The organism is Sulfitobacter sp. S223 (assembly GCF_025143825.1).
In the GTDB taxonomy this organism is placed as follows: Bacteria; Pseudomonadota; Alphaproteobacteria; order Rhodobacterales; family Rhodobacteraceae; genus Sulfitobacter.
The window spans coordinates 627,203-647,529 of sequence record NZ_CP083560.1; the positions used below are offsets into that span (position 1 = coordinate 627,203).

The 20,327-nt window shown below is 55.2% G+C and carries 31 protein-coding genes; 28 read left to right on the forward strand and 3 right to left on the reverse strand.

What is annotated here, in order from left to right:
• The first annotated feature begins 1 nt into the window (after position 1).
• From rplV to rplP, 3 genes are read left to right on the forward strand one after another with little or no spacing between them, the layout of a single operon-like run.
• Positions 2–382 (forward strand): 50S ribosomal protein L22, encoded by a 381-nt coding sequence (gene rplV / locus K3757_RS03100; RefSeq protein WP_259999271.1) that lies wholly within the window; start codon positions 2–4, stop codon positions 380–382.
• On the forward strand, positions 382–1,089 hold the full coding sequence (rpsC, locus tag K3757_RS03105; RefSeq protein WP_259999274.1) for a 30S ribosomal protein S3: 708 nt from the start codon (positions 382–384) through the stop codon (positions 1,087–1,089). The genes rplV and rpsC overlap by 1 nt, the downstream gene beginning before the upstream one ends.
• Positions 1,090–1,100: 11 nt before the next feature.
• Entirely contained in the window at positions 1,101–1,514 is a 414-nt protein-coding gene (rplP, locus tag K3757_RS03110; protein ID WP_259999276.1) for a 50S ribosomal protein L16, read from the forward strand.
• A gap of 84 nt (positions 1,515–1,598) precedes the next feature.
• Here the strand turns inward: rplP and K3757_RS03115 are convergent, their stop codons facing one another.
• On the reverse strand, positions 1,599–2,063 hold the full coding sequence (locus K3757_RS03115) for a DUF1440 domain-containing protein (protein WP_259999279.1): 465 nt from the start codon (positions 2,061–2,063) through the stop codon (positions 1,599–1,601).
• 252 nt (positions 2,064–2,315) lie between these two features.
• Here K3757_RS03115 and K3757_RS03120 point away from each other — a divergent pair, with 252 nt between their 5' ends.
• Positions 2,316–2,513 carry a hypothetical protein gene (locus K3757_RS03120; protein WP_259999281.1) on the forward strand — a complete coding sequence of 66 codons (198 nt, stop codon included), beginning with the start codon at positions 2,316–2,318 and terminating at the stop codon, positions 2,511–2,513.
• 13 nt (positions 2,514–2,526) lie between these two features.
• Here K3757_RS03120 and K3757_RS03125 read toward each other — a convergent pair whose 3' ends face one another.
• Together K3757_RS03125 and K3757_RS03130 are read right to left on the reverse strand one after the other, a co-directional pair.
• Entirely contained in the window at positions 2,527–3,111 is a 585-nt protein-coding gene (locus K3757_RS03125; RefSeq protein ID WP_259999283.1) for a hemerythrin domain-containing protein, read from the reverse strand.
• 3 nt (positions 3,112–3,114) lie between these two features.
• A complete protein-coding gene (locus tag K3757_RS03130) occupies positions 3,115–3,726 on the reverse strand; it encodes a 2OG-Fe(II) oxygenase family protein (RefSeq protein WP_259999285.1) in 612 nt (203 codons plus the stop codon).
• A gap of 432 nt (positions 3,727–4,158) precedes the next feature.
• Between K3757_RS03130 and rpmC the strand changes: the two genes are divergently transcribed.
• The 24 genes from rpmC to K3757_RS03250 all read left to right on the forward strand — a co-directional run bounded on the left by rpmC (position 4,159) and on the right by K3757_RS03250 (position 20,327).
• Complete coding sequence (rpmC, locus tag K3757_RS03135; protein ID WP_259999287.1) at positions 4,159–4,365, forward strand: 50S ribosomal protein L29; 207 nt, start codon at positions 4,159–4,161, stop codon at positions 4,363–4,365.
• A gap of 15 nt (positions 4,366–4,380) precedes the next feature.
• Positions 4,381–4,617: a 30S ribosomal protein S17 gene (rpsQ, locus tag K3757_RS03140; RefSeq protein ID WP_025059476.1), complete on the forward strand. Its 237-nt coding sequence runs from the start codon at positions 4,381–4,383 to the stop codon at positions 4,615–4,617.
• Positions 4,618–4,729: 112 nt separating this feature from the next.
• Positions 4,730–5,098, forward strand: coding sequence for a 50S ribosomal protein L14 (gene rplN, locus K3757_RS03145; protein WP_093731777.1), 369 nt, complete (start codon positions 4,730–4,732; stop codon positions 5,096–5,098).
• Between the two features lie 2 nt (positions 5,099–5,100).
• Entirely contained in the window at positions 5,101–5,406 is a 306-nt protein-coding gene (gene rplX, locus K3757_RS03150; RefSeq protein WP_259999294.1) for a 50S ribosomal protein L24, read from the forward strand.
• Positions 5,406–5,969, forward strand: coding sequence for a 50S ribosomal protein L5 (gene rplE, locus K3757_RS03155; protein ID WP_259999296.1), 564 nt, complete (start codon positions 5,406–5,408; stop codon positions 5,967–5,969). Before rplX ends, rplE begins: the two co-directional genes overlap by 1 nt.
• Before the next feature lie 19 nt (positions 5,970–5,988).
• Positions 5,989–6,294 carry a 30S ribosomal protein S14 gene (rpsN, locus tag K3757_RS03160; protein ID WP_259999298.1) on the forward strand — a complete coding sequence of 102 codons (306 nt, stop codon included), beginning with the start codon at positions 5,989–5,991 and terminating at the stop codon, positions 6,292–6,294.
• Between the two features lie 12 nt (positions 6,295–6,306).
• Positions 6,307–6,699 carry a 30S ribosomal protein S8 gene (rpsH, locus tag K3757_RS03165; RefSeq protein ID WP_259999300.1) on the forward strand — a complete coding sequence of 131 codons (393 nt, stop codon included), beginning with the start codon at positions 6,307–6,309 and terminating at the stop codon, positions 6,697–6,699.
• A gap of 10 nt (positions 6,700–6,709) precedes the next feature.
• Entirely contained in the window at positions 6,710–7,243 is a 534-nt protein-coding gene (rplF, locus tag K3757_RS03170; RefSeq protein ID WP_259999302.1) for a 50S ribosomal protein L6, read from the forward strand.
• Positions 7,244–7,254: 11 nt separating this feature from the next.
• Complete coding sequence (gene rplR / locus K3757_RS03175; RefSeq protein WP_259999304.1) at positions 7,255–7,614, forward strand: 50S ribosomal protein L18; 360 nt, start codon at positions 7,255–7,257, stop codon at positions 7,612–7,614.
• 139 nt (positions 7,615–7,753) lie between these two features.
• A complete protein-coding gene (gene rpsE / locus K3757_RS03180) occupies positions 7,754–8,338 on the forward strand; it encodes a 30S ribosomal protein S5 (protein ID WP_259999306.1) in 585 nt (194 codons plus the stop codon).
• Positions 8,339–8,340: 2 nt separating this feature from the next.
• The gene (gene rpmD, locus K3757_RS03185) at positions 8,341–8,529 is read left to right on the forward strand and encodes a 50S ribosomal protein L30 (RefSeq protein ID WP_259999308.1); all 189 of its coding nucleotides are present in this window, start codon (positions 8,341–8,343) and stop codon (positions 8,527–8,529) included.
• Between the two features lie 189 nt (positions 8,530–8,718).
• Positions 8,719–9,756 (forward strand): acyltransferase, encoded by a 1,038-nt coding sequence (locus K3757_RS03190; RefSeq protein WP_259999310.1) that lies wholly within the window; start codon positions 8,719–8,721, stop codon positions 9,754–9,756.
• Positions 9,757–9,891: 135 nt separating this feature from the next.
• Positions 9,892–10,374 carry a 50S ribosomal protein L15 gene (gene rplO / locus K3757_RS03195; protein ID WP_259999312.1) on the forward strand — a complete coding sequence of 161 codons (483 nt, stop codon included), beginning with the start codon at positions 9,892–9,894 and terminating at the stop codon, positions 10,372–10,374.
• A 117-nt stretch (positions 10,375–10,491) separates the two neighbouring features.
• The gene (gene secY, locus K3757_RS03200; RefSeq protein WP_259999315.1) at positions 10,492–11,856 is read left to right on the forward strand and encodes a preprotein translocase subunit SecY; all 1,365 of its coding nucleotides are present in this window, start codon (positions 10,492–10,494) and stop codon (positions 11,854–11,856) included.
• Positions 11,853–12,500: an adenylate kinase gene (locus K3757_RS03205; protein WP_259999316.1), complete on the forward strand. Its 648-nt coding sequence runs from the start codon at positions 11,853–11,855 to the stop codon at positions 12,498–12,500. Before secY ends, K3757_RS03205 begins: the two co-directional genes overlap by 4 nt.
• Positions 12,501–12,886: 386 nt before the next feature.
• Positions 12,887–13,255, forward strand: a complete 369-nt coding sequence (rpsM, locus tag K3757_RS03210) for a 30S ribosomal protein S13 (RefSeq protein ID WP_259999318.1) — start codon at positions 12,887–12,889, stop codon at positions 13,253–13,255.
• A 15-nt stretch (positions 13,256–13,270) separates the two neighbouring features.
• Positions 13,271–13,660 (forward strand): 30S ribosomal protein S11, encoded by a 390-nt coding sequence (gene rpsK / locus K3757_RS03215; RefSeq protein WP_259999320.1) that lies wholly within the window; start codon positions 13,271–13,273, stop codon positions 13,658–13,660.
• 143 nt (positions 13,661–13,803) lie between these two features.
• Positions 13,804–14,820 (forward strand): DNA-directed RNA polymerase subunit alpha, encoded by a 1,017-nt coding sequence (locus K3757_RS03220; RefSeq protein WP_259999322.1) that lies wholly within the window; start codon positions 13,804–13,806, stop codon positions 14,818–14,820.
• A 138-nt stretch (positions 14,821–14,958) separates the two neighbouring features.
• Positions 14,959–15,375 carry a 50S ribosomal protein L17 gene (rplQ, locus tag K3757_RS03225; protein WP_025059519.1) on the forward strand — a complete coding sequence of 139 codons (417 nt, stop codon included), beginning with the start codon at positions 14,959–14,961 and terminating at the stop codon, positions 15,373–15,375.
• 129 nt (positions 15,376–15,504) lie between these two features.
• The gene (locus tag K3757_RS03230) at positions 15,505–16,881 is read left to right on the forward strand and encodes a trypsin-like peptidase domain-containing protein (RefSeq protein ID WP_259999325.1); all 1,377 of its coding nucleotides are present in this window, start codon (positions 15,505–15,507) and stop codon (positions 16,879–16,881) included.
• A gap of 3 nt (positions 16,882–16,884) precedes the next feature.
• Positions 16,885–18,192: a replication-associated recombination protein A gene (locus K3757_RS03235; RefSeq protein ID WP_259999327.1), complete on the forward strand. Its 1,308-nt coding sequence runs from the start codon at positions 16,885–16,887 to the stop codon at positions 18,190–18,192.
• Between the two features lie 31 nt (positions 18,193–18,223).
• On the forward strand, positions 18,224–18,604 hold the full coding sequence (crcB, locus tag K3757_RS03240) for a fluoride efflux transporter CrcB (protein WP_259999329.1): 381 nt from the start codon (positions 18,224–18,226) through the stop codon (positions 18,602–18,604).
• Complete coding sequence (locus tag K3757_RS03245) at positions 18,601–19,650, forward strand: RluA family pseudouridine synthase (protein WP_259999331.1); 1,050 nt, start codon at positions 18,601–18,603, stop codon at positions 19,648–19,650. Before crcB ends, K3757_RS03245 begins: the two co-directional genes overlap by 4 nt.
• Positions 19,647–20,327: an HAD-IA family hydrolase gene (locus tag K3757_RS03250; protein WP_259999333.1), complete on the forward strand. Its 681-nt coding sequence runs from the start codon at positions 19,647–19,649 to the stop codon at positions 20,325–20,327. Before K3757_RS03245 ends, K3757_RS03250 begins: the two co-directional genes overlap by 4 nt.

The following is a 20,327-nucleotide window of genomic DNA, read 5'->3' on the forward strand; positions in this document are numbered from 1 at the left end:
CATGAGCAAGGATAAAAATCCCCGCCGCGTGGCCGACAACGAAGCACGTGCAAAACTGCGCATGCTGAAGACGTCCCCGCAGAAACTCAACCTCGTTGCCGCCATGATCCGCGGCAAGAAGGTCGACAAGGCCCTGACGGACCTGACCTTCTCCAAGAAGCGTATCGCGATCGATGTGAAGAAATGCCTTCAGTCCGCGATCGCCAACGGCGAGAACAACCACAACCTCGACGTGGATGAACTGATCGTGGCGGAAGCCTATGTCGGTAAAAACATGACACTCAAGCGTGGTCGTCCACGTGCGCGTGGCCGTTTCGGCAAGATCATGAAGCCGTTTGCGGAAATCACAATCGTCGTGCGTCAGGTTGAGGAGCAAGCATAATGGGTAATAAAGTCAATCCAATCGGCATGCGCCTTCAGGTTAACCGTACGTGGGATAGCCGCTGGTATGCTGACACCAAAGACTATGGTGATCTTCTTCTCGAAGACCTTGCGATCCGCAAGTTCATCAAAAAAGAATGCCATCAGGCGGGTATCTCCCGTGTGATCATCGAACGTCCGCACAAAAAGTGCCGCGTTACGATCCACACAGCGCGCCCTGGTGTGATCATCGGCAAGAAAGGTGCAGATATCGAAGGTCTGCGCAAGAAACTTGCCGCGTTCACCGACTCTGAACTGCACCTCAACATCGTTGAAGTTCGCAAGCCAGAGCTGGACGCAGCCCTTGTTGGTGAAAGCATTGCACAGCAGCTTGAGCGTCGTGTTTCCTTCCGTCGCGCTATGAAGCGTGCGGTACAGAACGCCATGCGTATGGGTGCCTTGGGTATCCGTGTGAACCTTGCTGGCCGTCTTGGCGGTGCAGAAATCGCGCGTACCGAATGGTACCGTGAGGGTCGTGTTCCGCTCCACACACTGCGTGCGGACATCGACTATGCACATGTTGAAGCAATGACTGCCTATGGCATCATCGGCATCAAGACGTGGATTTTCAAAGGCGAGATCATGGAACATGATCCAGCTGCCCGTGACCGCAAGGCACAAGAAATGCAAGACGGCCCAGCACCTCGTGGTGCCGGCGGTCGGCGTTAAGGAGTAGATAGATGCTACAGCCAAAACGTACGAAATTCCGTAAGCAGTTCAAAGGCTCTATCAAGGGTCTGGCGAAGGGTGGGTCTGACCTGAACTTCGGCACTTACGGTCTGAAAGCAATCGAGCCTGAGCGTGTAACTGCACGCCAGATCGAAGCAGCACGTCGTGCCATGACGCGTCACATGAAGCGTCAAGGCCGTGTCTGGATCCGCATCTTCCCAGATGTTCCAGTAACCTCCAAGCCCGTCGAAGTTCGTATGGGTAAAGGTAAAGGTTCCGTGGATTTCTGGGCAGCCAAGGTAAAGCCAGGCCGCGTTATGTTTGAAATCGACGGTGTTGGTGACGACGTTGCACGTGAGGCTCTGCGCCTTGCTGCGATGAAGCTGCCAATCAAAACACGCGTTGTTGTTCGCGAAGACTGGTAAGTCCAAGCGACATCGCTAGAACTAAGAAAGCCCCCACTGTAAGAACAGTGGGGGCTTTTTATTTGGCGCAATCCCCAGCTGCTGTCAGACTTGTGATGCTGATGCGTGTTGTTGGAATTTTGCCCAGAGTAAGGCAATTAAAGCTGTCATTCCCACATGGCCAATCAAAGATGATTGTGTGTAGCTGCCAAAGCCCATCATGAAGGTTCGGCCCATTAGAGGCGCCAACATTCCTTGTGCGACAAACCATAACAGCAGACCCGCCGTAATGCCTGAACCAAGGTAACCAAGCTTTGTGACCCGCTTGATGAGATAAACAACTGCCGCAAAGCCAAGCGAGCCAATCAGAAAATGTATCGCGAATGCAGCCGCATAGGGCAATTGTGAGCCCGTGAATGTCTTCGTCAACCCAATCACCAGATTTGCGGGCTCCAGTTTGACCCCGAACAAGAGTGGCGAGACAAGCCAGGCATAGGCTTCAAATGTGATCTCTCCGATCAGGCCTGCGCTGGCTAATGCCCGTAGCTCCGTGCTGTTTTTGCCAATCATCGTGCCGGTATCCTTTCAGGAATGTGATGTAGGGCAGGCAGTATTGCCGGCGCTTAGGTCGACATGGGCAAGGCACATTGGCTAGTCCACCCAGCATGCCATTTATGCGCGCGTATGTGATTGACCGTGAACGAGCTGAGCCGTCACTGGGGTTCGATGCCTGGAATTCAGGCAAAGCCGTCATGGGCCACTAGCCAACAAGAGTGTGACCCAATAGAGTTTGCCCTGAACCCCTAGTCGAAAGGCATCGTCATGAAACAAGTTCCCAAGCCCACCACAGACGAAGACCTCATCCAGCAGTTCCTGAACAAGGGCGGCGAGATTAAAAAGGGCAAGACCAAGCCAATGCCTGCCGATCTTGGCCTGAGCAATAATCAATGGGGTAACAAGATGACAAAGGAAGAGAAGGCCTTGGTCAAGGAGCAGGAAGAAGCGCGCAAGAAGAAGTGACGCCGCGCTCCGCTCAGACCATCACGCCGTAAAAGCCAAGGGCCTCTTCAAGCGTGGTTTCCTCATAGTGGAAGTGGGATTTGACCACCTCCCATAGCTTGTCGAAAATGGCGCCTGCTTCGGCAAAATGCGCTGCATCTGGAGACGCCGCAAGATCATGGGCAACGGCGGCCAGACGCTCCAGCAATTCGTGCACCACCAGATGCTCGGCCCGCAGACGGTCCACGATGGCACGCATCGCTTCTGACCCGCGCGCGTGCAGTTGGGGGAATATCGACTGTTCCTCGATATCGTGGTGCATTGTCAGGACTTTGCATTCTTGCCCGCAAATCGTGCCGAAGGCGCGAAAGTTCTGGGTCATCTCTGCGTTGAGCACAATATGTTCAAGTTCCGTCGACGGAGCATCGCCTGCTTCAATCCGGCGCAGAACCTGCGCGATGCGGCCCATCTCCATTAGGTAGTGACGGTGAATTGCTGCAAGATGTTTGCCAGATTGCCGTTGGTTTGCGGCCACAGCGCCCAGGTCGGGGCGCTGGGGGCGGGTGCCGTCCTCAACCGACAAATCGGAAAGCGGTACGTTACGCAGATCGGTTTTCATGACTCACCCATGCCAAGAATAGTTAAAGCTGACTGAAATGCGGTCCTCTTCCGACATGTTCATCGGAACTTCGTGGCGAATGAAGCTCTCCCACAGCAAGACGTCGCCAACGGCTGGCGCGACATACGCAAATGTCCGCAATTCTTCACGTGCGTCTTTGCGGCGGGCAGGGGAGGCCATCATCATGGGCAGGCGCGGGTCTTCGTATTTGATGGCGCTAGCGCCTTCGGGCATGGCCACATAAGTTGTGCCACTTATTACAGAGTGGGGATGGATATGGCCCGTGTGGTTGCCCCCTTCGGGCAGAATATTGATCCAGATGTCCTCAAGCTTCAATTCTCGTCCGTCCAGGTCAAGCTCCAGATCTTCGGCAAAGGCCGCGACATGGGCATCAAGGGCTTTAACCACTTCAGCAAAGATCGGGAAACGCCAGCCCAGATCGGTCAGCGAGGCATAGGAGGTGTACCCCGGATAGCCGTTCTTTTCACACCACTCTTGTCCGGCTTCGTCATCTTCGGCGATGGAATAGCATGATGCTTCAAGTTCGGCGGTGTCAATTGCACCAAGCTGCGCTTGGTAAAGGCGGGTCACAAAGAGGGATTTGATATGTGTCATAGCTTCTCATACCGCCGCGTCCCCAAAAGGGCGAGGGGGTCGCCATTAGTTTTGTATAAAGACTATCTCTTGCATGTTCGGCCCGACATCCAGACCCATAGGCGCCAATGCGACATGCTTACCGTCTGTCGCGTGTGCTGCAAATGTTATCCGCATTCGACCTTACACTTTATCAACTGATGTCATCGTGCGTGTTTCCCCACTGGCCTCCCGTTCTATATCGAATGTGCTACGGTCTTTGGTGGCGCTGGCGAACCCCTTGGCTGTATGGATTGGCGCACGCCTTCTGAAACAAGCGTAAAACCTCTTGCCGCTGGGCAGCTAGGGGTTGCGTCACAGGGCGATCAGGGCTATTGCGCAGCTTCATCATGAACTCCATCAGAATCATGGTCACCCTCTAGGGGCCTACTGGTGATGTTGAAAGGAAATGGCATGAAAGCCAACGAACTGAACGACAAGACGCCGGACCAGCTCCGCGACGAGCTTGTGAACCTGAAAAAAGAAGCGTTCAACCTGCGTTTTCAGCAGGCCACTGGCCAGCTGGAAAACCCTGCACGCCTGCGCACAGTTAAGCGTGACGTAGCCCGTGTTAAGACAGTGTTGAACCAAAAAGCTGCAGCCGCAGCAACAGACGCGTAAGAGGAGCCTAGACCTATGCCAAAGCGTATCCTGACAGGCACCGTAACCTCGGACGCCAACGAACAGACAGTCACCGTATCCGTAGAGCGCCGCTTTACGCACCCGGTTCTGAAAAAGACCATCCGTAAGTCCAAAAAATACCGGGCTCACGATGAAAACAACACGTTCAAAGTGGGCCAGCAGGTTCGCATCATTGAATGTGCGCCACGTTCCAAAACCAAGCGTTGGGAAGTGATCACTGCGGAAGCATGATCCTTCGCGCGGCCATCTGTAAGGGTGGTCGCGTTATCCATTTCGGATAGCAACTTAATCGAAACCCTAGGGATCAGGCACGCATCGCCCCCTACAGGTCGGGAGAAACCAAATGATCCAGATGCAGACCAACCTGGATGTTGCTGACAACAGCGGCGCTCGCCGTGTTCAGTGCATCAAGGTCCTGGGTGGTTCCAAGCGTAAGTACGCATCCGTTGGCGACATCATTGTCGTCTCGGTAAAGGAAGCCATTCCACGCGGCCGTGTAAAGAAGGGTGACGTGCGTAAAGCCGTCGTCGTTCGTACCGCAAAAGAAGTTCGTCGTGACGATGGCACAGCCATCCGTTTTGACCGCAATGCTGCTGTTATCTTGAACAACAGCAACGAGCCAGTTGGCACCCGTATCTTCGGACCAGTTGTTCGTGAGCTGCGCGCAAAGAACTTCATGAAAATCATCTCGCTCGCTCCGGAGGTGCTGTAATCATGGCTGCTAAGCTGAAAAAAGGTGACACTGTCATCGTTCTGGCCGGCAAGGACAAAGGCAAAGAGGGCAAGATTGCCTCCGTTGACCCGAAATCCGGTAAGGCTGTTGTAGACGGTATCAATGTTTACGTGCGTGCTACACGCCAGTCCCAGACATCCCAGGGCGGTCGCATCCCTAAATCGATGCCAATCGACCTGAGCAATCTCGCGATCAAGGATGCCAACGGCAAACCTTCCCGCGTGGGCTTTAAGATGGATGGCGAAAACAAAGTGCGTTTCGCCAAGACAACAGGGGACGCGATCTGATGCTCGATACCGCAACATATACACCCCGCCTGAAGGCCGACTATAAGGACCGCATCCGTGCAGCCCTGAAAGAAGAGTTCGGCTACAAAAACGAAATGCAGATCCCACGTTTGGACAAGATCGTTCTGAACATCGGTTGTGGCGCAGAAGCTGTTCGTGACAGCAAGAAAGCCAAATCCGCTCAGGAAGACCTGACATCCATCGCGGGCCAGAAAGCACTTACCACAATCGCCAAGAAATCCATCGCGGGTTTCCGGGTTCGTGAAGAGATGCCTCTGGGCGCGAAGGTTACACTTCGCGGTGACCGCATGTACGAATTCCTTGATCGTCTGATCACAATTGCTCTGCCACGCGTTCGCGACTTCCGCGGCGTGAAAGGCACATCTTTCGACGGCCGCGGCAACTATGCCATGGGTATGAAAGAGCACATCGTGTTCCCTGAAATCGACTTTGATAAGGTCGATGAAACTTGGGGTATGGACATCATCATCGCCACCACGGCGAAAACCGACGCCGAAGCGAAGGCAATGTTGAAGCTTTTCAACATGCCCTTCAACTCATAAGCGCGGGAAGGAATTAGATATGGCTAAGAAATCCATGATCGCACGCGAAAAGAAGCGTGAAGCACTGGTCAAGAAGTACGCCGCCAAGCGTGCGGAGTTGAAAGAAATCATCTCCGACGAAAGCAAGCCAATGGAAGATCGCTTTCGCGCCTCCCTGAAGCTGGCGAAACTGCCTCGCAACTCTTCGGCTGTGCGTCTGCACAACCGTTGCCAGCTGACAGGCCGTCCACACGCTTATTATCGTAAATTGAAAATCTCGCGCATCGCGCTGCGGGATCTTGGCTCCGCAGGCCAGATCCCCGGCATGGTGAAGTCGAGCTGGTAAGGAGCGCATCAGATGAACGATCCTATCGCAGATATGCTGACACGCATCCGTAACAGCCAGTTGCGCGGCAAATCCACAGTCATGACCCCAGCTTCCAAGCTGCGTGCATGGGTTCTGGACGTGCTGGCGGACGAAGGCTACATCCGTGGCTATGAGAAGATGACAGGCGCCGATGGCCACCCTGCCATCGAGATCAGCCTGAAGTACTACGAAGGCGAGCCCGTCATTCGTGAACTGAAGCGTATCTCCAAGCCAGGCCGCCGCGTTTATATGGGCGCACAAGACCTCCCATCCGTCCGTCAGGGCCTGGGTGTGTCGATTGTCTCCACCCCACAGGGTGTGATGTCGGACGCAAGCGCACGCGCAGCCAATGTTGGCGGCGAAGTGCTTTGCACCGTATTCTAAGGAGAATTTGATGTCTCGTATTGGTAAAAAACCGGTCGATCTGCCCAGCGGTGTTACTGCTTCGGTCAGCGGCCAGACCATCGAAGTGAAAGGCCCCAAAGGGGTTCGGACCTTCAAAGCCACCGATGATGTGACCATGACTGTTGAAGACAACGTCGTGACAATCACACCACGCGGTAAGTCCAAGCGCGCACGCCAGCAGTGGGGCATGTCCCGCACTATGGTTGGTAACCTTGTGACCGGCGTTACCGACGGTTTCAAAAAAGAACTTGAAATCCAAGGTGTTGGTTATCGTGCTGCTATGACTGGCAACACATTGAAACTGAACCTCGGCCTGTCCCATGACGTCGATTACACTCCGCCAGCTGGTGTGACTGTAACGGCGCCAAAGCAGACTGAAATCATTGTGGAAGGCATTGACGAACAGCTTGTTGGTCAGGTCGCCGCGAACATCCGCGCTTGGCGCAAGCCCGAGCCCTATAAGGGCAAAGGCATCCGCTACAAGGGTGAGTTCGTCTTCCGCAAAGAAGGCAAGAAGAAGTAAGGAACGCACAGATGGCAAACAGCAAAAGACAACTGTTCATCAAACGCCGCTTGCGCGTTCGGAACAAACTTCGCCGCACAAACCGGGGCCGTATGCGCCTCTCCGTGCACCGCTCCAACAAGAATATCAGTGTTCAGCTGATCGACGATGTGAACGGCGTAACAGTCGCATCCGCCTCGTCGCTTGAAAAAGATCTTGGCGTTGTAGGTAAGAACAACATCGAAGCTGCCACAAAGGTTGGTTCGGCGATTGCCGAGCGTGCCAAGAAGGCTGGTGTTGAATCTGCTTACTTTGATCGCGGCGGTTTCCTCTTCCACGGTAAAGTGAAGGCCTTGGCCGACGCGGCCCGTGAAGGTGGTCTGAAGATCTAAAACTGTCGGCAGGGTGTTTGCTCTGCCGATTCACCACACGTAGGGGCCCGGTTGCGGGCCTCTCGATGACCCGGGAGCTTGTTGCTCACCAAGGGTTGTAAGAATCAGGGCGCCAGCCCGCAAGTGTAAGGAGGCCAGCATGGCCAGAGACGAAAACCGGGGCGGCAACAACCGTCGCAACCAGCGCGAAGAAGCGCCAGAATTCGCAGACCGCCTTGTCGCGATCAACCGTGTGTCGAAAACCGTAAAAGGTGGTAAGCGCTTTGGTTTTGCTGCCCTTGTTGTGGTTGGTGACCAAAAAGGTCGTGTAGGTTTTGGCAAAGGTAAAGCCAAAGAGGTGCCTGAGGCCATTCGCAAGGCAACCGAGCAAGCCAAGCGTCAGATGATCCGCGTTCAGCTGCGCGAAGGCCGCACGCTGCACCACGATATGTCTGGCCGTCACGGCGCAGGCAAGGTTGTGATGCGCACAGCACCAGAAGGTACGGGCATCATCGCCGGTGGCCCAATGCGCGCCGTGTTCGAGATGCTGGGCGTTAAAGATGTTGTGTCCAAGTCCATTGGCTCACAAAACCCATATAACATGATCCGCGCCACCATGGACGGATTGAAAAAGGAACAGTCACCACGTTCCGTTGCGCAGCGTCGCGGCAAGAAAGTGGCTGACATTCTGCCCAAGCGTGAAGATGCATCCGATTCTTCCGCTCAAGTGGCTGAGGAGGCATAAGCATGGCTAAGACTATTGTCATCAAACAGGTGGGTTCGCCCATCCGTCGCCCCGCAAAGCAGCGCGCAACGCTGGTTGGCTTGGGCCTGAACAAAATGCACCGTGTGCGCGAGCTGGAAGATACTCCATCCGTACGTGGCATGATCAACGCGGTCAGCCACATGGTCGAAATCATCGAGGAAAAAGGCTAAGCCATACGGGTTGTCTCTTTTCCGTAGATGATTGTGAATAGACGCCTCGCGGCTTGCTGCGGGGCGTTTTTCATAATGGCTGCGGTGTACTCATCGGTACAGGCGGGTTTTGGATTGCATAGGCTGACTGATCCTCCCTCATATATTTTCCCCTGATTTCCTGAATTCATTGTCCGTAAAAGTTTTCGCATGGAATACGCGCCCTTACCTAATTCCAAAGATGGGATACTCTTTCGTGGCGAGCCTGCTATCGGGCGGCTTCATGCCATGGACAGTGCGCGTGGCCTCGCGATCCTTTTGGTCGTCTTCGGACATGCCTGGCGGGGCGCCGAAGCAGCAGATTTAATACCCGACTTCGACTTTTTTCGGACGGTCGATGCCGCAGTGTATGCATTCCACATGCCCTTCTTCTTTTTTCTAGCCGGCTTGCTTTTTTTTGACACTCTACAGAAATACGGTATGAAGCCGTTGTTGGAAGGGCGGGTAAAGCGCCTTTTGTGGCCGATGGTTTTGTGGGGCTGGATCTTCTTTGCATTGAAGCTTTTTGCCGGATCGTCGGTCAATACGCCCGTCAGCTTCACTGACTTCCCAATTATTCCACTGCCCCCCTATGAGCATTTGTGGTTTCTTTGGGCTCTGTTCTTAATGCAAAGCGGGCTGATCTGCGCCTATGCTTTCGGGCTTCGTATCTATTCGCCTTATGTGTCGCGGGTCGGGGCTATCGTGCTTGCGGTTGTTCTTGCATTAATTAATCCCTTCTTGTCGGTTCCTTCGCTTGTCTTTGGTCCAGCCGTTGAACACTTCCCATACCTGCTTGCCGGAATTGGCTTGGGAGGTCTCGCGGCGTACCGTCCTTCTGCGCTGTTGGCTGGGGGCGCAGCAGCGGCGTTTGTGATCATGCTCTGGGCGGTAGGCCTACAAAAAGCGAGTGTGCTGCACTCGCTGGTTTTGGTGATCACAGCATGGTTTGCGTGGTCCTTTGTCGATCAAGCTATTGCAGGCGGAACGTCGATTATGGCCGTTCTTCGCTATCTGGGGCAGGCGTCGATGGTGATCTATCTGACCCATACAATATTTTCGGCAGCCCTGCGGATAGCAATGCTCAAATTCGGGATTTCCGATCTAGTGGCAGTGGTGTCCTTTACAATGCTGGTTGGCGTGCTTTGCCCGCTGGTAGTTGGTTGGGGTGCGCGGCGGTTGAAGCTAACGAAAGTACTGGGCTTCTAAAGAGGGAGCCCCTTGCTTTGAGATTGCCGTTACCCTATACGCCCGCCGTGGGCATTTGTGTGCTCATGAGAATCGTAACGCCGCGTGTGCCCGCTCCCGTCGCTGGGGGGTATTTCCGGCAAAAGGAGAAGCGACATGAAACTTCACGAACTTTCAGATAATGCAGGCGCAACGAAACCACGCAAGCGCGTTGGCCGTGGTCCTGGTTCCGGCACCGGTAAAATGGGTGGCCGTGGTATCAAAGGTCAAAAATCCCGTTCGGGTGTGGCGATCAAAGGGTACGAAGGCGGTCAGATGCCCCTCTACCAACGTCTGCCAAAGCGTGGCTTTAGCAAACCGAACCGTAAAGAATATGCCGTTGTGAACCTGGGCCTGATCCAGAAGTTCATCGACGAAGGCAAAATCGACATCAAAAACGCGATCACCGAAGATGCATTGATCGCATCCGGTCTGGTCCGTCGGAAGCGTGACGGTATCCGCGTTCTTGCCAAAGGCGATGTGACCGCGAAGATGAACCTCGAAGTCACCGGCGCGTCCAAATCAGCTGTTGAAGCAGTTGAAAAGGCGGGCGGTAGCCTGACTGTTAAAGTCGCGGCAGCAGCAGAAGCCTCCGAATAACGCTTCGGTCTTGTGAGCGGCGCGTAAGCCGCTTACATAAAGCTTCAAGTTTTCCCAAACGCCGCCCACCGGAAAACGGTTCGGGCGGCGTTTTGTTTCAAAGAAGAGAGCCCTCACATGGTATCTGCCGTCGAGAATATGGCCGCCAATTCAAGCTGGTCCGCCTTTGGCAAGGCAACTGACCTGCGCCATCGCATCCTTTTCACGCTTGGTCTGTTGATCGTTTACCGCTTGGGAACATTTATTCCCGTGCCCGGTATCGACGGCGCCGCGCTACGCGAATTTATGGAGAGTGCAGGGCAGGGCATCGGCGGCATGGTTTCGATGTTCACCGGTGGCGCGCTTGGTCGAATGGGCATTTTTGCCCTTGGTATCATGCCTTATATCTCGGCCTCGATCATTGTGCAGCTTCTGACGTCCATGGTGCCGTCGCTGGAGCAGCTGAAGAAAGAGGGTGAGCAAGGGCGAAAGAAGATCAACCAGTATACCCGTTGGGGAACCGTGGCCCTTGCTACTGTGCAATCTTACGGGCTGGCTGTCAGTCTTGAGGCCGGCGATATCGCCGCAGATCCGGGCATGTACTTCCGCATTGCTTGTATGATTACTTTGGTCGGCGGCACAATGTTCCTGATGTGGCTGGGTGAGCAGATCACGGCACGCGGTATCGGCAACGGTATCTCGCTTATCATTTTTGTTGGCATCATTGCCGAAGTGCCGGCTGCGATCGCACAGTTCTTCGCCTCCGGCCGCTCTGGTGCAATCAGCCCTGCTGTTATCGTGGCAGTTCTGGTCATGGTGATCGTCACAATTATGTTTGTGGTCTTCATGGAGCGTGCTCTGCGCAAGATACACATTCAATATCCGCGCCGTCAGGTGGGGATGAAAGTCTATGATGGCGGTTCCAGCCACTTGCCGATCAAGGTGAACCCGGCAGGCGTTATTCCCGCTATCTTCGCAAGCTCCTTGCTGTTGCTGCCTGTGACCATCAGTACGTTCTCGGGCAATTCCACCAGCCCTGTCATGTCTTGGCTGTTGGCCAACTTTGGCCCCGGGCAACCGCTTTATCTGCTTTTCTTCATCGCGATGATCGTATTCTTTGCGTATTTCTATACGTTCAATGTGGCATTCAAGCCTGACGATGTGGCCGAGAACCTGAAGAACCAGAATGGTTTTGTGCCCGGCATTCGTCCTGGCAAGCGGACCTCCGAATATCTGGAGTATGTGGTAAACCGCGTTCTCGTTCTTGGCGCGGCGTATCTGGCCGCAGTATGTATCCTGCCCGAAATTCTGCGCGGCCAGTTTGCGATCCCTTTCTATTTCGGCGGTACGTCGGTTTTGATTGTGGTCTCCGTCACCATGGATACTATCCAACAAGTACAAAGCCATCTTTTGGCGCATCAATATGAAGGTCTTCTTGAGAAGTCGCAATTGCGCGGAAAATCCGGAAAAGGCCGCAAGAAACGGAGCCCAGCACGCAAATGAATATTATACTTCTTGGACCCCCCGGTGCGGGCAAAGGCACTCAAGCACGGCATCTCGTTGAGACACGCGGGATGGTTCAGCTGAGCACGGGTGACATGCTGCGCGAAGCTAAAGACAGTGGGACCGAGATGGGCAATATTGTCGCTGATGTTATGGCACGCGGCGCATTGGTTACCGATGAAATCGTTATTGGCCTTATCCGTGAAAAGCTGGCCGATAAGACAGAGCATGGCGGTTTCATTTTCGACGGCTTCCCGCGGACGCTGCCTCAGGCGGATGCGTTGGGTGCTTTGATGGAAGCAGAGGGTCAGTCTCTTGATGCAGTCATCGAAATGCGTGTGGATGACGAAGCCTTGGTTGACCGTATCACCGCGCGTTCCACATGTGGTTCATGTGGTGAGGTCTACAACGACAACACCAAGCCAATCCCCGCAGATGGAAAATGTACATCCTGCGGCGGAACCGAATTCAAGCGTCGCGCGGATGACAACGAAGAAAGTCTTAAAAACCGCCTGATGGCTTACTACAAGCAGACCTCCCCGTTGATCGGCTATTACTATGCTAAGGGGATGCTGAGTTCTGTGAATGGTCTGGGCACCATGGAAGCTGTACAGGTCGACATCGCGGCAGTTCTTGACCGCTAACCAATAGGGAGGTGGCTGAGCGATCCTTTGTTAGCGCTCAGCCCATCATCCACTCTTCATTTATTGAGCGCGACCGGTCCCATATCGGGTTGCATCGGTCTATAGTTAACATAAAGACAGCGGATTGACGCTCGGACCAGTGTCAAAATTCCGCCTCGCTATCGCTCCGAGTTGGATTTCAACCTGAACGTCAGCGCATGGGTTGACGCCCTAATGAAAAGCTCATAGTCAGCGACATCTCGATAGAGAATCAAACTGTGAATATGGTCGCTCCATTTTTACAAGATCACCTGATCAGCTGTAGCCCGGTGGCCTAATCGCCTCGGGCTTGTGTTGTGAAAAAAGGGTCTGGCATAACGGACCCGCAACGAAAAGGAATTGCACACGTGGCACGTATTGCCGGCGTAAACATCCCGACTGCAAAGCGGGTTCCAATCGCCCTCACATATATCACTGGTATCGGTAACTCTTCTGCTGAAGCTATCTGCGAAGCAGTAGGCATCGACATGACGCGTCGCGTCAACGAGCTGTCCGACACCGAAGTTCTGAAAATCCGCGAGCACATCGACGAAAACTATACCGTCGAAGGTGACCTGCGCCGTGACACACAGATGAACATCAAACGTTTGATGGATCTGGGTTGCTACCGTGGTCTGCGCCACCGCCGCAACCTGCCTGTTCGCGGTCAGCGGACACACACAAACGCTCGTACCCGCAAAGGCCCCGCGAAGGCCATTGCCGGCAAGAAGAAATAAGGGAGGGCTCAGATTATGGCACGCGATGCAAAACGCACCAAAAAGAAGGTCTCCAAGAACATCGCCGCTGGTGTGGCGCATGTGAACTCTTCTTTCAACAACACAAAAATCCTCATCTCCGATGTTCAGGGCAACGCGATTGCATGGTCATCGGCAGGCACAATGGGCTTCAAAGGGTCGCGTAAATCGACACCTTACGCTGCTCAGATGGCTGCAGAAGATGCGGGCAAGAAAGCACAAGACCACGGCGTGAAAACGCTGGAAGTCGAAGTGCAGGGTCCAGGTTCGGGCCGCGAAAGCGCTCTGCGCGCACTTGCTGCTGCCGGTTTCAACATCACATCGATCCGTGATGTTACGCCTATGGCGCACAACGGTTGCCGCCCACCAAAGCGCCGCCGCGTTTAAGCGATCATTATGCTACTCGGGGTTCGCGATTTTTCGCGGACCCTTTACGACTTTCTACAGTGTGCTGAAGGCGCACGAGTTTTTGAAACCTCGGGAGTTTGCCCCGGTTGGACATACGGGTGCGAACAGGAATGGAGGGACATATGATCCACAAGAATTGGGCTGAATTGATCAAGCCAACACAGCTTGACGTAAAACCTGGTAACGATCCTGCACGTCAGGCAACTGTGATTGCCGAGCCGCTTGAGCGCGGCTTTGGTCTGACAATGGGCAACGCCCTGCGTCGCGTTCTGATGTCCTCGCTGCAAGGTGCCGCGATCACATCCGTTCAGATCGACAACGTTCTGCACGAGTTTTCTTCTGTTGCCGGTGTGCGTGAAGACGTCACCGACATCATCCTGAACCTCAAAGGTGTTTCCATCCGCATGGAAGTCGAAGGGCCAAAGCGTCTGTCGATCTCCGCGAAAGGCCCCGGTGTTGTGACGGCTGGCGATATCAGCGAATCTGCTGGCATCGAAATCCTGAACCGCGACCATGTTATCTGCCACCTAGACGATGGTGCGGATATCTACATGGAGCTGATGGTCAACACTGGCAAAGGCTATGTCGCCGCAGACAAGAACAAGCCTGAAGATGCGCCTATCGGTCTGATCCCGATCGACGCGATCTACAGCCCTGTGAAAAAAGTCAGCTACGATGTTCAGCCTACCCGTGAAGGTCAGGTTCTGGATTATGACAAGCTGACAATGAAAGTCGAAACAGACGGCTCTCTGACGCCTGATGATGCTGTGGCGTTTGCTGCGCGTATTCTTCAGGATCAGCTGGGCATCTTCGTCAACTTCGACGAGCCTGAATCAGCTTCGCGTCAGGACGACGACGATGGCCTCGAGTTCAACCCGCTTCTGCTGAAGAAAGTGGATGAGCTGGAACTGTCCGTACGTTCCGCCAACTGCCTGAAGAACGACAATATCGTTTATATTGGCGATCTGATCCAGAAAACCGAAGCAGAAATGCTGCGCACACCGAACTTCGGCCGCAAATCCTTGAACGAGATCAAGGAAGTGTTGTCAGGCATGGGTCTGCACCTTGGCATGGACGTTGAGGACTGGCCACCGGACAACATCGAAGATCTGGCCAAGAAGTTCGAAGACAACTTTTAAGCCATTGAGAGAGGGGCGGGGCTTGATCCCCGCCTTTCTACAGACTGGGTCACCTGACCCCAAGGAGAGTTGACGCTACGCACGTCAGCCAGACAAAGCAAAACCGCCCGTAGAGGGCATATCTATTGGAGAACTAAAATGCGTCACGCACGTGGATACCGTCGTCTTAACCGCACACATGAGCACCGTAAGGCGCTTTGGGCCAACATGGCCGGCTCACTGATCGAGCATGAGCAGATCAAGACAACCCTGCCAAAAGCAAAAGAACTGCGCCCAATCATCGAGAAGATGATCACACTGGCGAAACGTGGCGATTTGCACGCCCGTCGTCAGGCGCGCGCACGTCTGAAAGAAGACCAGTACGTCACAAAATTGTTCGACATCCTCGGACCTCGCTACAAAGACCGCCAAGGTGGTTATGTGCGCGTGCTGAAAGCGGGCTTCCGCTATGGTGACATGGCGCCTATGGCGATCATCGAATTTGTGGACCGTGACCGCGACGCCAAAGGCGCCGCAGACAAGGCCCGCGTTGCAGCTGAAGAAGCCGCAGAATAAGATTTCACCTCATGGTGAGACGAAGAGCCCTGCCATCTGGCGGGGCTTTTTTTGTTTTGACGATATATTCTCGGTAAAGAGAAATGAGAGCAGTTGCATGATGGGCGGTGGCTGCGCATATCTTTGGGTATGAAATACTTTGCCTTTATCCTTGCACTGCTCGGCGCGCCCTTAAGTGCGCAGCAGGTTCCGCAATCCGCTGCTGAAATGCAGCTTAGCTTTGTGCCAATCGTTCGAGAGGCCGCGCCAGCGGTTGTAAACATCTACGTCAAAGTCGTGCGTGAGGTGCAGCGCACGCCCCTACAGGCAGATCCGTTTTTCGGGCGCTTGTTCGGTGATCCTTTGACGGATCGAAAGCCACGGGTGCAGAATTCTCTTGGCTCAGGGGTCATCCTGTCAGCCGACGGCATTGTGGTCAGTAACTATCATGTGGTCGGAATGGCCACGGATATCCGCGTTGTCCTCAATGACCGGCGCGAGTTCTCGGCGCAGGTGCTTCTTGGCGACGAGGAAAGTGATCTGGCTATCCTGAAGATCGATGCGCCAGAGCCCTTACCGTTTTTGCCCTTGCGCAGCAGCAATACTGTCGAAGTAGGGGAGCTAGCCCTTGCGATCGGAAACCCGTTTGGCGTGGGTCAGACGGTAAGTAGCGGTATTATCTCAGGGCTTGCGCGATCGGGGCGTTCTGGCGGTGGCGGGCGCGGGTATTTCATCCAGACAGATGCGCCGATCAATCCTGGCAACTCTGGTGGAGCTTTGGTGGATGTTCAGGGCCATCTGATCGGCGTTAATACGTCGATCCTGACGCGGTCAGGTGGTTCGAATGGAATAGGTTTTGCCATTCCGGCTGATTTGGTTGCGGCCTTTGTGGCGCAAGCAGAAGAGGGGCGGACCGAATTCGGGCGTCCTTGGGCCGGGATTAGCGGGCAGCCGTTGGATACGGACATGGCAGCAACGCTGGGATTTGATCGCTCTGGCGGCATTATCATTTCCGGCCTGCACCCCGCGAGCCCCTTTCAGGAAGCCGGTTTGCAGGTTGGTGACGTGATCCTTTCCGTCGGCGGACAACAGGTCAACACGCCGTCAGAGATGGTTTACCGGATGAGCGTCGCAGGATTGGATGCTCAGGCAGAAGTATTGTTCAGTCGGGAAGGCGTTGAAGAAAGCGTAAAGGTCGCTTTGATTGCGGCCCCGGAAGAACCGTCACGTGACGCGGTGACCTTGGCTGATGACAGTCCGTTTCCGGGTCTGACGCTGGTACGCATCAATCCTGCCGTTCTGTCCGAACTCAATCTGCCGTTGGAGGTTGAGGGCGTTGCAGTGATTGATGCCGGCGTATTTGCATCGCGCGCGGGGCTGCGCAGCGGGGATGTGATTTTGGCCCTGAATGGCGTCGCGCTTTCACATCCTGATCAGGTGTCCGAAATGCTGTCACAGCGGGTGCGACAGGTCGAGATGATAGTCCAGCGCGGCGCGCAACGGATTACCATGCGGTTTAGGGGGTAGGGGATGGCCGATTTATTTGGAAGTCCGGCCGCCGCCACTGAAAGCGGCCGCCGCCCGCTCGCTGACCGCTTGCGGCCCAAAACCTTGCGAGAAGTGATTGGCCAGTCTCAGGTGTTGGGACCGGATGCGCCATTGACTGCGATGCTGGAAGGCGGCGCCCTTAGTTCGTTAATATTCTGGGGGCCACCTGGGGTGGGTAAGACCACGATAGCGCGGTTGCTGGCGGATGAAACCGATCTGCACTTTGTACAGATCAGCGCGATCTTCAGCGGCGTGCCAGAACTGCGCCGCGTGTTTGATGCAGCTAAGATCAGGCGACAGAACGGGCAGGGAACACTGCTTTTCGTTGATGAAATCCACCGCTTTAACAAAGCGCAGCAAGACGGGTTCTTGCCGCATATGGAGGACGGTACGATCCTTTTGGTGGGTGCGACTACGGAGAATCCAAGTTTTGAACTGAACCGTGCTGTCCTGAGTCGTGCTCAGGTCCTCGTACTGGAGCGACTCGGGCCGGATGATCTGGAAAAGTTGGTGAAGCGGGCCGAGGAAGAACTGGACGCCAGCCTGCCGCTGGTCCCCGCCGCGCGGCAGGCGCTATTGGACATGGCTGACGGTGACGGGCGTGCCCTTCTCAATTTGATAGAACAAATAGCAGCTTGGAAACTGGACGCGCCGCTGGACACCATCGCCTTGGGTAAGCGGCTAAGCAAGCGCGCAGCCCAATATGACAAAGGCGGGGATGAGCATTATAACCTCATTTCTGCGCTGCATAAGTCAGTGCGTGGCAGCGATCCTGATGCGGCGATCTATTGGTTCGCGCGGATGCTGGAGGGGGGCGAAGACCCCCGCTATCTTGCACGTCGGATCGTGCGGATGGCAGTAGAGGATATCGGGCTGGCCGATCCCCAAGCGCAGGCGGTTTGCTTGCAATGTTGGGACACATACGAACGGCTTGGTTCTCCCGAGGGGGAACTGGCATTGTCTCAGGCGGTCATCTATCTTGCCCTCGCGCCGAAAAGCAACGCGAACTATGTCGCCTACAAGGGCGCGCGCCGAGCGGCCAAGGCTACGGGATCGGCTCCGCCGCCCAAACACATTCTCAATGCGCCGACAGGCATGATGAAAGATCAGGGATACGGTGCGGGATACGCCTATGACCATGATGCCGAAGACGGGTTCTCGGGACAGAACTATTTCCCAGACGGGATGGAGCGTCCGGCGCTATATCAGCCGGTCGAGCGCGGGTTTGAACGGGATCTGAAGAAGCGGTTGGAGTATTTCTCAAAACTGAGAACGCAGCGAGAGAGTTGACTCTGGCCAGCGCGCGCGCGATTGGGTCTGCATGATTTCAACTATGTCCCTTGTTGCTTTGGGCGGTGCTATTGGTGCTGCATGTCGCTACCTTGTCGGGGTTGGCATGATGCGTCTCATGGGGCCTGCGGATTTTCCGTTGGCGATCCTTACCGTGAACATCATCGGCTCGTTCCTGATGGGCGTGTTTGTGGTTGCCGCAGCCCAAAAGGGGCTGACGCATATGAGCCCGTTTGTCATGACAGGTGTCCTTGGCGGCTTTACCACTTTCTCGGCGTTCTCGCTTGAAGCGATTACGCTGATGGAGCGTGGGCAGATCGCTGCGGCGGGGGCCTATGTGGCGCTTTCTGTCGGGCTGAGTCTGGGTGGATTGATGTTGGGACTTTGGATTGCCAGAGGGGTATTCGCATGAGCCGTGTCCAGACTATTACCGTAGCAGAAGGTGACGGGGATCAGCGTTTGGATCGCTGGTTCAAGAGCATTTTCCCGCATGTGCCGCAGGGCCGCATCGAAAAGATGTGCCGCAAGGGTGAAATTCGCGTTGATGGAGGCCGTGTAAAGGGCGCCACCCGTGTCGAAGTCGGCCAGCAAGTGCGTATTCCGCCACTCCCCACGGGTGAGGCTCCACCGCCGCCCAAGCGCACGACAGTCACAGATGCCGAAGCCAAGATGATCCGCGCGTGCGTGATTTATCGCGATGACCATGTAATCGCGCTGAACAAGCCACCGGGCCTACCCGTGCAAGGTGGCTCGGGGCAGGGGGAGCGGCATGTTGATGCGCTTTCAGAAGCGCTGATGTTTGACTTGGATGAAAAACCGCGCCTTGTGCACCGGTTGGATAAAGATACGTCCGGTGTGCTGCTGCTGGCGCGGACGCGTGAAGCGGCCAAAGCGCTGACTGCCAATTTCCGGCACCGGGAGACGCGCAAGATTTACTGGGCGGCTGTCGCGGGTGCGCCGCATCCGCGTAACGGTACAATCAAGTTCGGCTTGGTCAAAGCTGGCGGCCATGGCCCGCGGGGCGAAGGCGAAAAGATGCATGCTGTCCACCCCCGCGATGTGGACAGCACCGAAGGGGCCAAGCGCGCCACAACGGATTATTCCGTGTTGGAGCAGGCTGGCACCCGCACGTCTTGGGTGGCACTTAGTCCGGTTACAGGCCGTACGCACCAGTTGCGTGTGCATATGGCAGAGATCGGTCATCCGATCATTGGTGACGGGAAATATGGTGGCTCTGGACAGGAAAACATGGGTGACGGTTGGGGGGCTCAGCTGGGCGGAGATATCTCCAAAAAGCTGCACCTGCACGCGCGCAGCCTGACGATCCAGCATCCTGCTACAAAAGCGGTGCTGAATATCGTGGCGCCTCTTCCGGATCATATGCAGCGCACATGGGACACCTTCGCGTGGCATACGAAATTTGCACCTGACAACCCGTTCGGAGATGACTGGGGATGACTGATACGCCTTTGCGTCTGGTGATCTTCGATGTGGATGGCACCCTTGTAGACAGCCAGTCAGACATCCTTGGGGCGATGCATCTGTCTTTCGCGGCTGAGGGGCTAAGCACGCCGGCGCGCGCGGATATTCTGGGCGTTGTCGGACTGTCGCTCGATGTATTGATGCCACATCTCGCGCCAGAGGCGGATGCCGCCACGCAGGCGCGATTGGTGCAAGGCTACAAGGATGCCTACATGACACTGCGTGCTGATGTTGCGCGCGGTGAATCTTCCCCCTTCTATCCGGGCGCGCGCGCGGCACTTGAGGCGCTACAAGCGCGGCCTGATGTCTTGCTGGGCGTGGCCACTGGTAAATCACGTCGCGGGCTGGACAAACTGATAGAGGCACACGGCCTGGAGGGTATGTTTGTGACGCAACAAGTCGCAGATTTTCATCCTTCCAAACCCAACCCTTCGATGTTGATAGAGGCATTGCACGAAACAGGTATTGGCGCGGATGATGCTGTGATGTTGGGGGACACCAGCTTTGACATGGAGATGGCAAAAGCGGCAGGGATCACGGGAATCGGGGTAAGCTGGGGCTATCATCCGCCTGCGCGGCTGACTGCTGCGCGGCATCTGGTTGAAAGTTTCGATGCGGTTCCACCGCTGTTGGACAGCATCTGGAAGGAATAA

Bases quoted from the DNA above. Each gene is read 5' to 3' on its own strand.
- rpsQ (WP_025059476.1), top strand. From the start codon at position 4,381: ATGCCAAAGCGTATCCTGACAGGCACCGTAACCTCGGACGCCAACGAA.
- rpsH (WP_259999300.1), top strand. From the start codon at position 6,307: ATGAACGATCCTATCGCAGATATGCTGACACGCATCCGTAACAGCCAG.
- K3757_RS03235 (WP_259999327.1), top strand. From the start codon at position 16,885: ATGGCCGATTTATTTGGAAGTCCGGCCGCCGCCACTGAAAGCGGCCGC.
- K3757_RS03120 (WP_259999281.1), top strand. From the start codon at position 2,316: ATGAAACAAGTTCCCAAGCCCACCACAGACGAAGACCTCATCCAGCAG.
- rplO (WP_259999312.1), top strand. From the start codon at position 9,892: ATGAAACTTCACGAACTTTCAGATAATGCAGGCGCAACGAAACCACGC.
- rplR (WP_259999304.1), top strand. From the start codon at position 7,255: ATGGCAAACAGCAAAAGACAACTGTTCATCAAACGCCGCTTGCGCGTT.
- rpmC (WP_259999287.1), top strand. From the start codon at position 4,159: ATGAAAGCCAACGAACTGAACGACAAGACGCCGGACCAGCTCCGCGAC.
- K3757_RS03130 (WP_259999285.1), bottom strand. From the start codon at position 3,726: ATGACACATATCAAATCCCTCTTTGTGACCCGCCTTTACCAAGCGCAG.
- rplQ (WP_025059519.1), top strand. From the start codon at position 14,959: ATGCGTCACGCACGTGGATACCGTCGTCTTAACCGCACACATGAGCAC.
- K3757_RS03230 (WP_259999325.1), top strand. From the start codon at position 15,505: ATGAAATACTTTGCCTTTATCCTTGCACTGCTCGGCGCGCCCTTAAGT.
- rplN (WP_093731777.1), top strand. From the start codon at position 4,730: ATGATCCAGATGCAGACCAACCTGGATGTTGCTGACAACAGCGGCGCT.
- K3757_RS03250 (WP_259999333.1), top strand. From the start codon at position 19,647: ATGACTGATACGCCTTTGCGTCTGGTGATCTTCGATGTGGATGGCACC.
- K3757_RS03125 (WP_259999283.1), bottom strand. From the start codon at position 3,111: ATGAAAACCGATCTGCGTAACGTACCGCTTTCCGATTTGTCGGTTGAG.
- rpmD (WP_259999308.1), top strand. From the start codon at position 8,341: ATGGCTAAGACTATTGTCATCAAACAGGTGGGTTCGCCCATCCGTCGC.
- rpsN (WP_259999298.1), top strand. From the start codon at position 5,989: ATGGCTAAGAAATCCATGATCGCACGCGAAAAGAAGCGTGAAGCACTG.
- K3757_RS03205 (WP_259999316.1), top strand. From the start codon at position 11,853: ATGAATATTATACTTCTTGGACCCCCCGGTGCGGGCAAAGGCACTCAA.
- rpsE (WP_259999306.1), top strand. From the start codon at position 7,754: ATGGCCAGAGACGAAAACCGGGGCGGCAACAACCGTCGCAACCAGCGC.
- crcB (WP_259999329.1), top strand. From the start codon at position 18,224: ATGATTTCAACTATGTCCCTTGTTGCTTTGGGCGGTGCTATTGGTGCT.
- rplX (WP_259999294.1), top strand. From the start codon at position 5,101: ATGGCTGCTAAGCTGAAAAAAGGTGACACTGTCATCGTTCTGGCCGGC.
- rplV (WP_259999271.1), top strand. From the start codon at position 2: ATGAGCAAGGATAAAAATCCCCGCCGCGTGGCCGACAACGAAGCACGT.
- rpsK (WP_259999320.1), top strand. From the start codon at position 13,271: ATGGCACGCGATGCAAAACGCACCAAAAAGAAGGTCTCCAAGAACATC.
- K3757_RS03220 (WP_259999322.1), top strand. From the start codon at position 13,804: ATGATCCACAAGAATTGGGCTGAATTGATCAAGCCAACACAGCTTGAC.
- K3757_RS03115 (WP_259999279.1), bottom strand. From the start codon at position 2,063: ATGATTGGCAAAAACAGCACGGAGCTACGGGCATTAGCCAGCGCAGGC.
- rpsC (WP_259999274.1), top strand. From the start codon at position 382: ATGGGTAATAAAGTCAATCCAATCGGCATGCGCCTTCAGGTTAACCGT.
- K3757_RS03245 (WP_259999331.1), top strand. From the start codon at position 18,601: ATGAGCCGTGTCCAGACTATTACCGTAGCAGAAGGTGACGGGGATCAG.
- rplP (WP_259999276.1), top strand. From the start codon at position 1,101: ATGCTACAGCCAAAACGTACGAAATTCCGTAAGCAGTTCAAAGGCTCT.
- rplE (WP_259999296.1), top strand. From the start codon at position 5,406: ATGCTCGATACCGCAACATATACACCCCGCCTGAAGGCCGACTATAAG.
- rplF (WP_259999302.1), top strand. From the start codon at position 6,710: ATGTCTCGTATTGGTAAAAAACCGGTCGATCTGCCCAGCGGTGTTACT.
- secY (WP_259999315.1), top strand. From the start codon at position 10,492: ATGGTATCTGCCGTCGAGAATATGGCCGCCAATTCAAGCTGGTCCGCC.
- K3757_RS03190 (WP_259999310.1), top strand. From the start codon at position 8,719: ATGGAATACGCGCCCTTACCTAATTCCAAAGATGGGATACTCTTTCGT.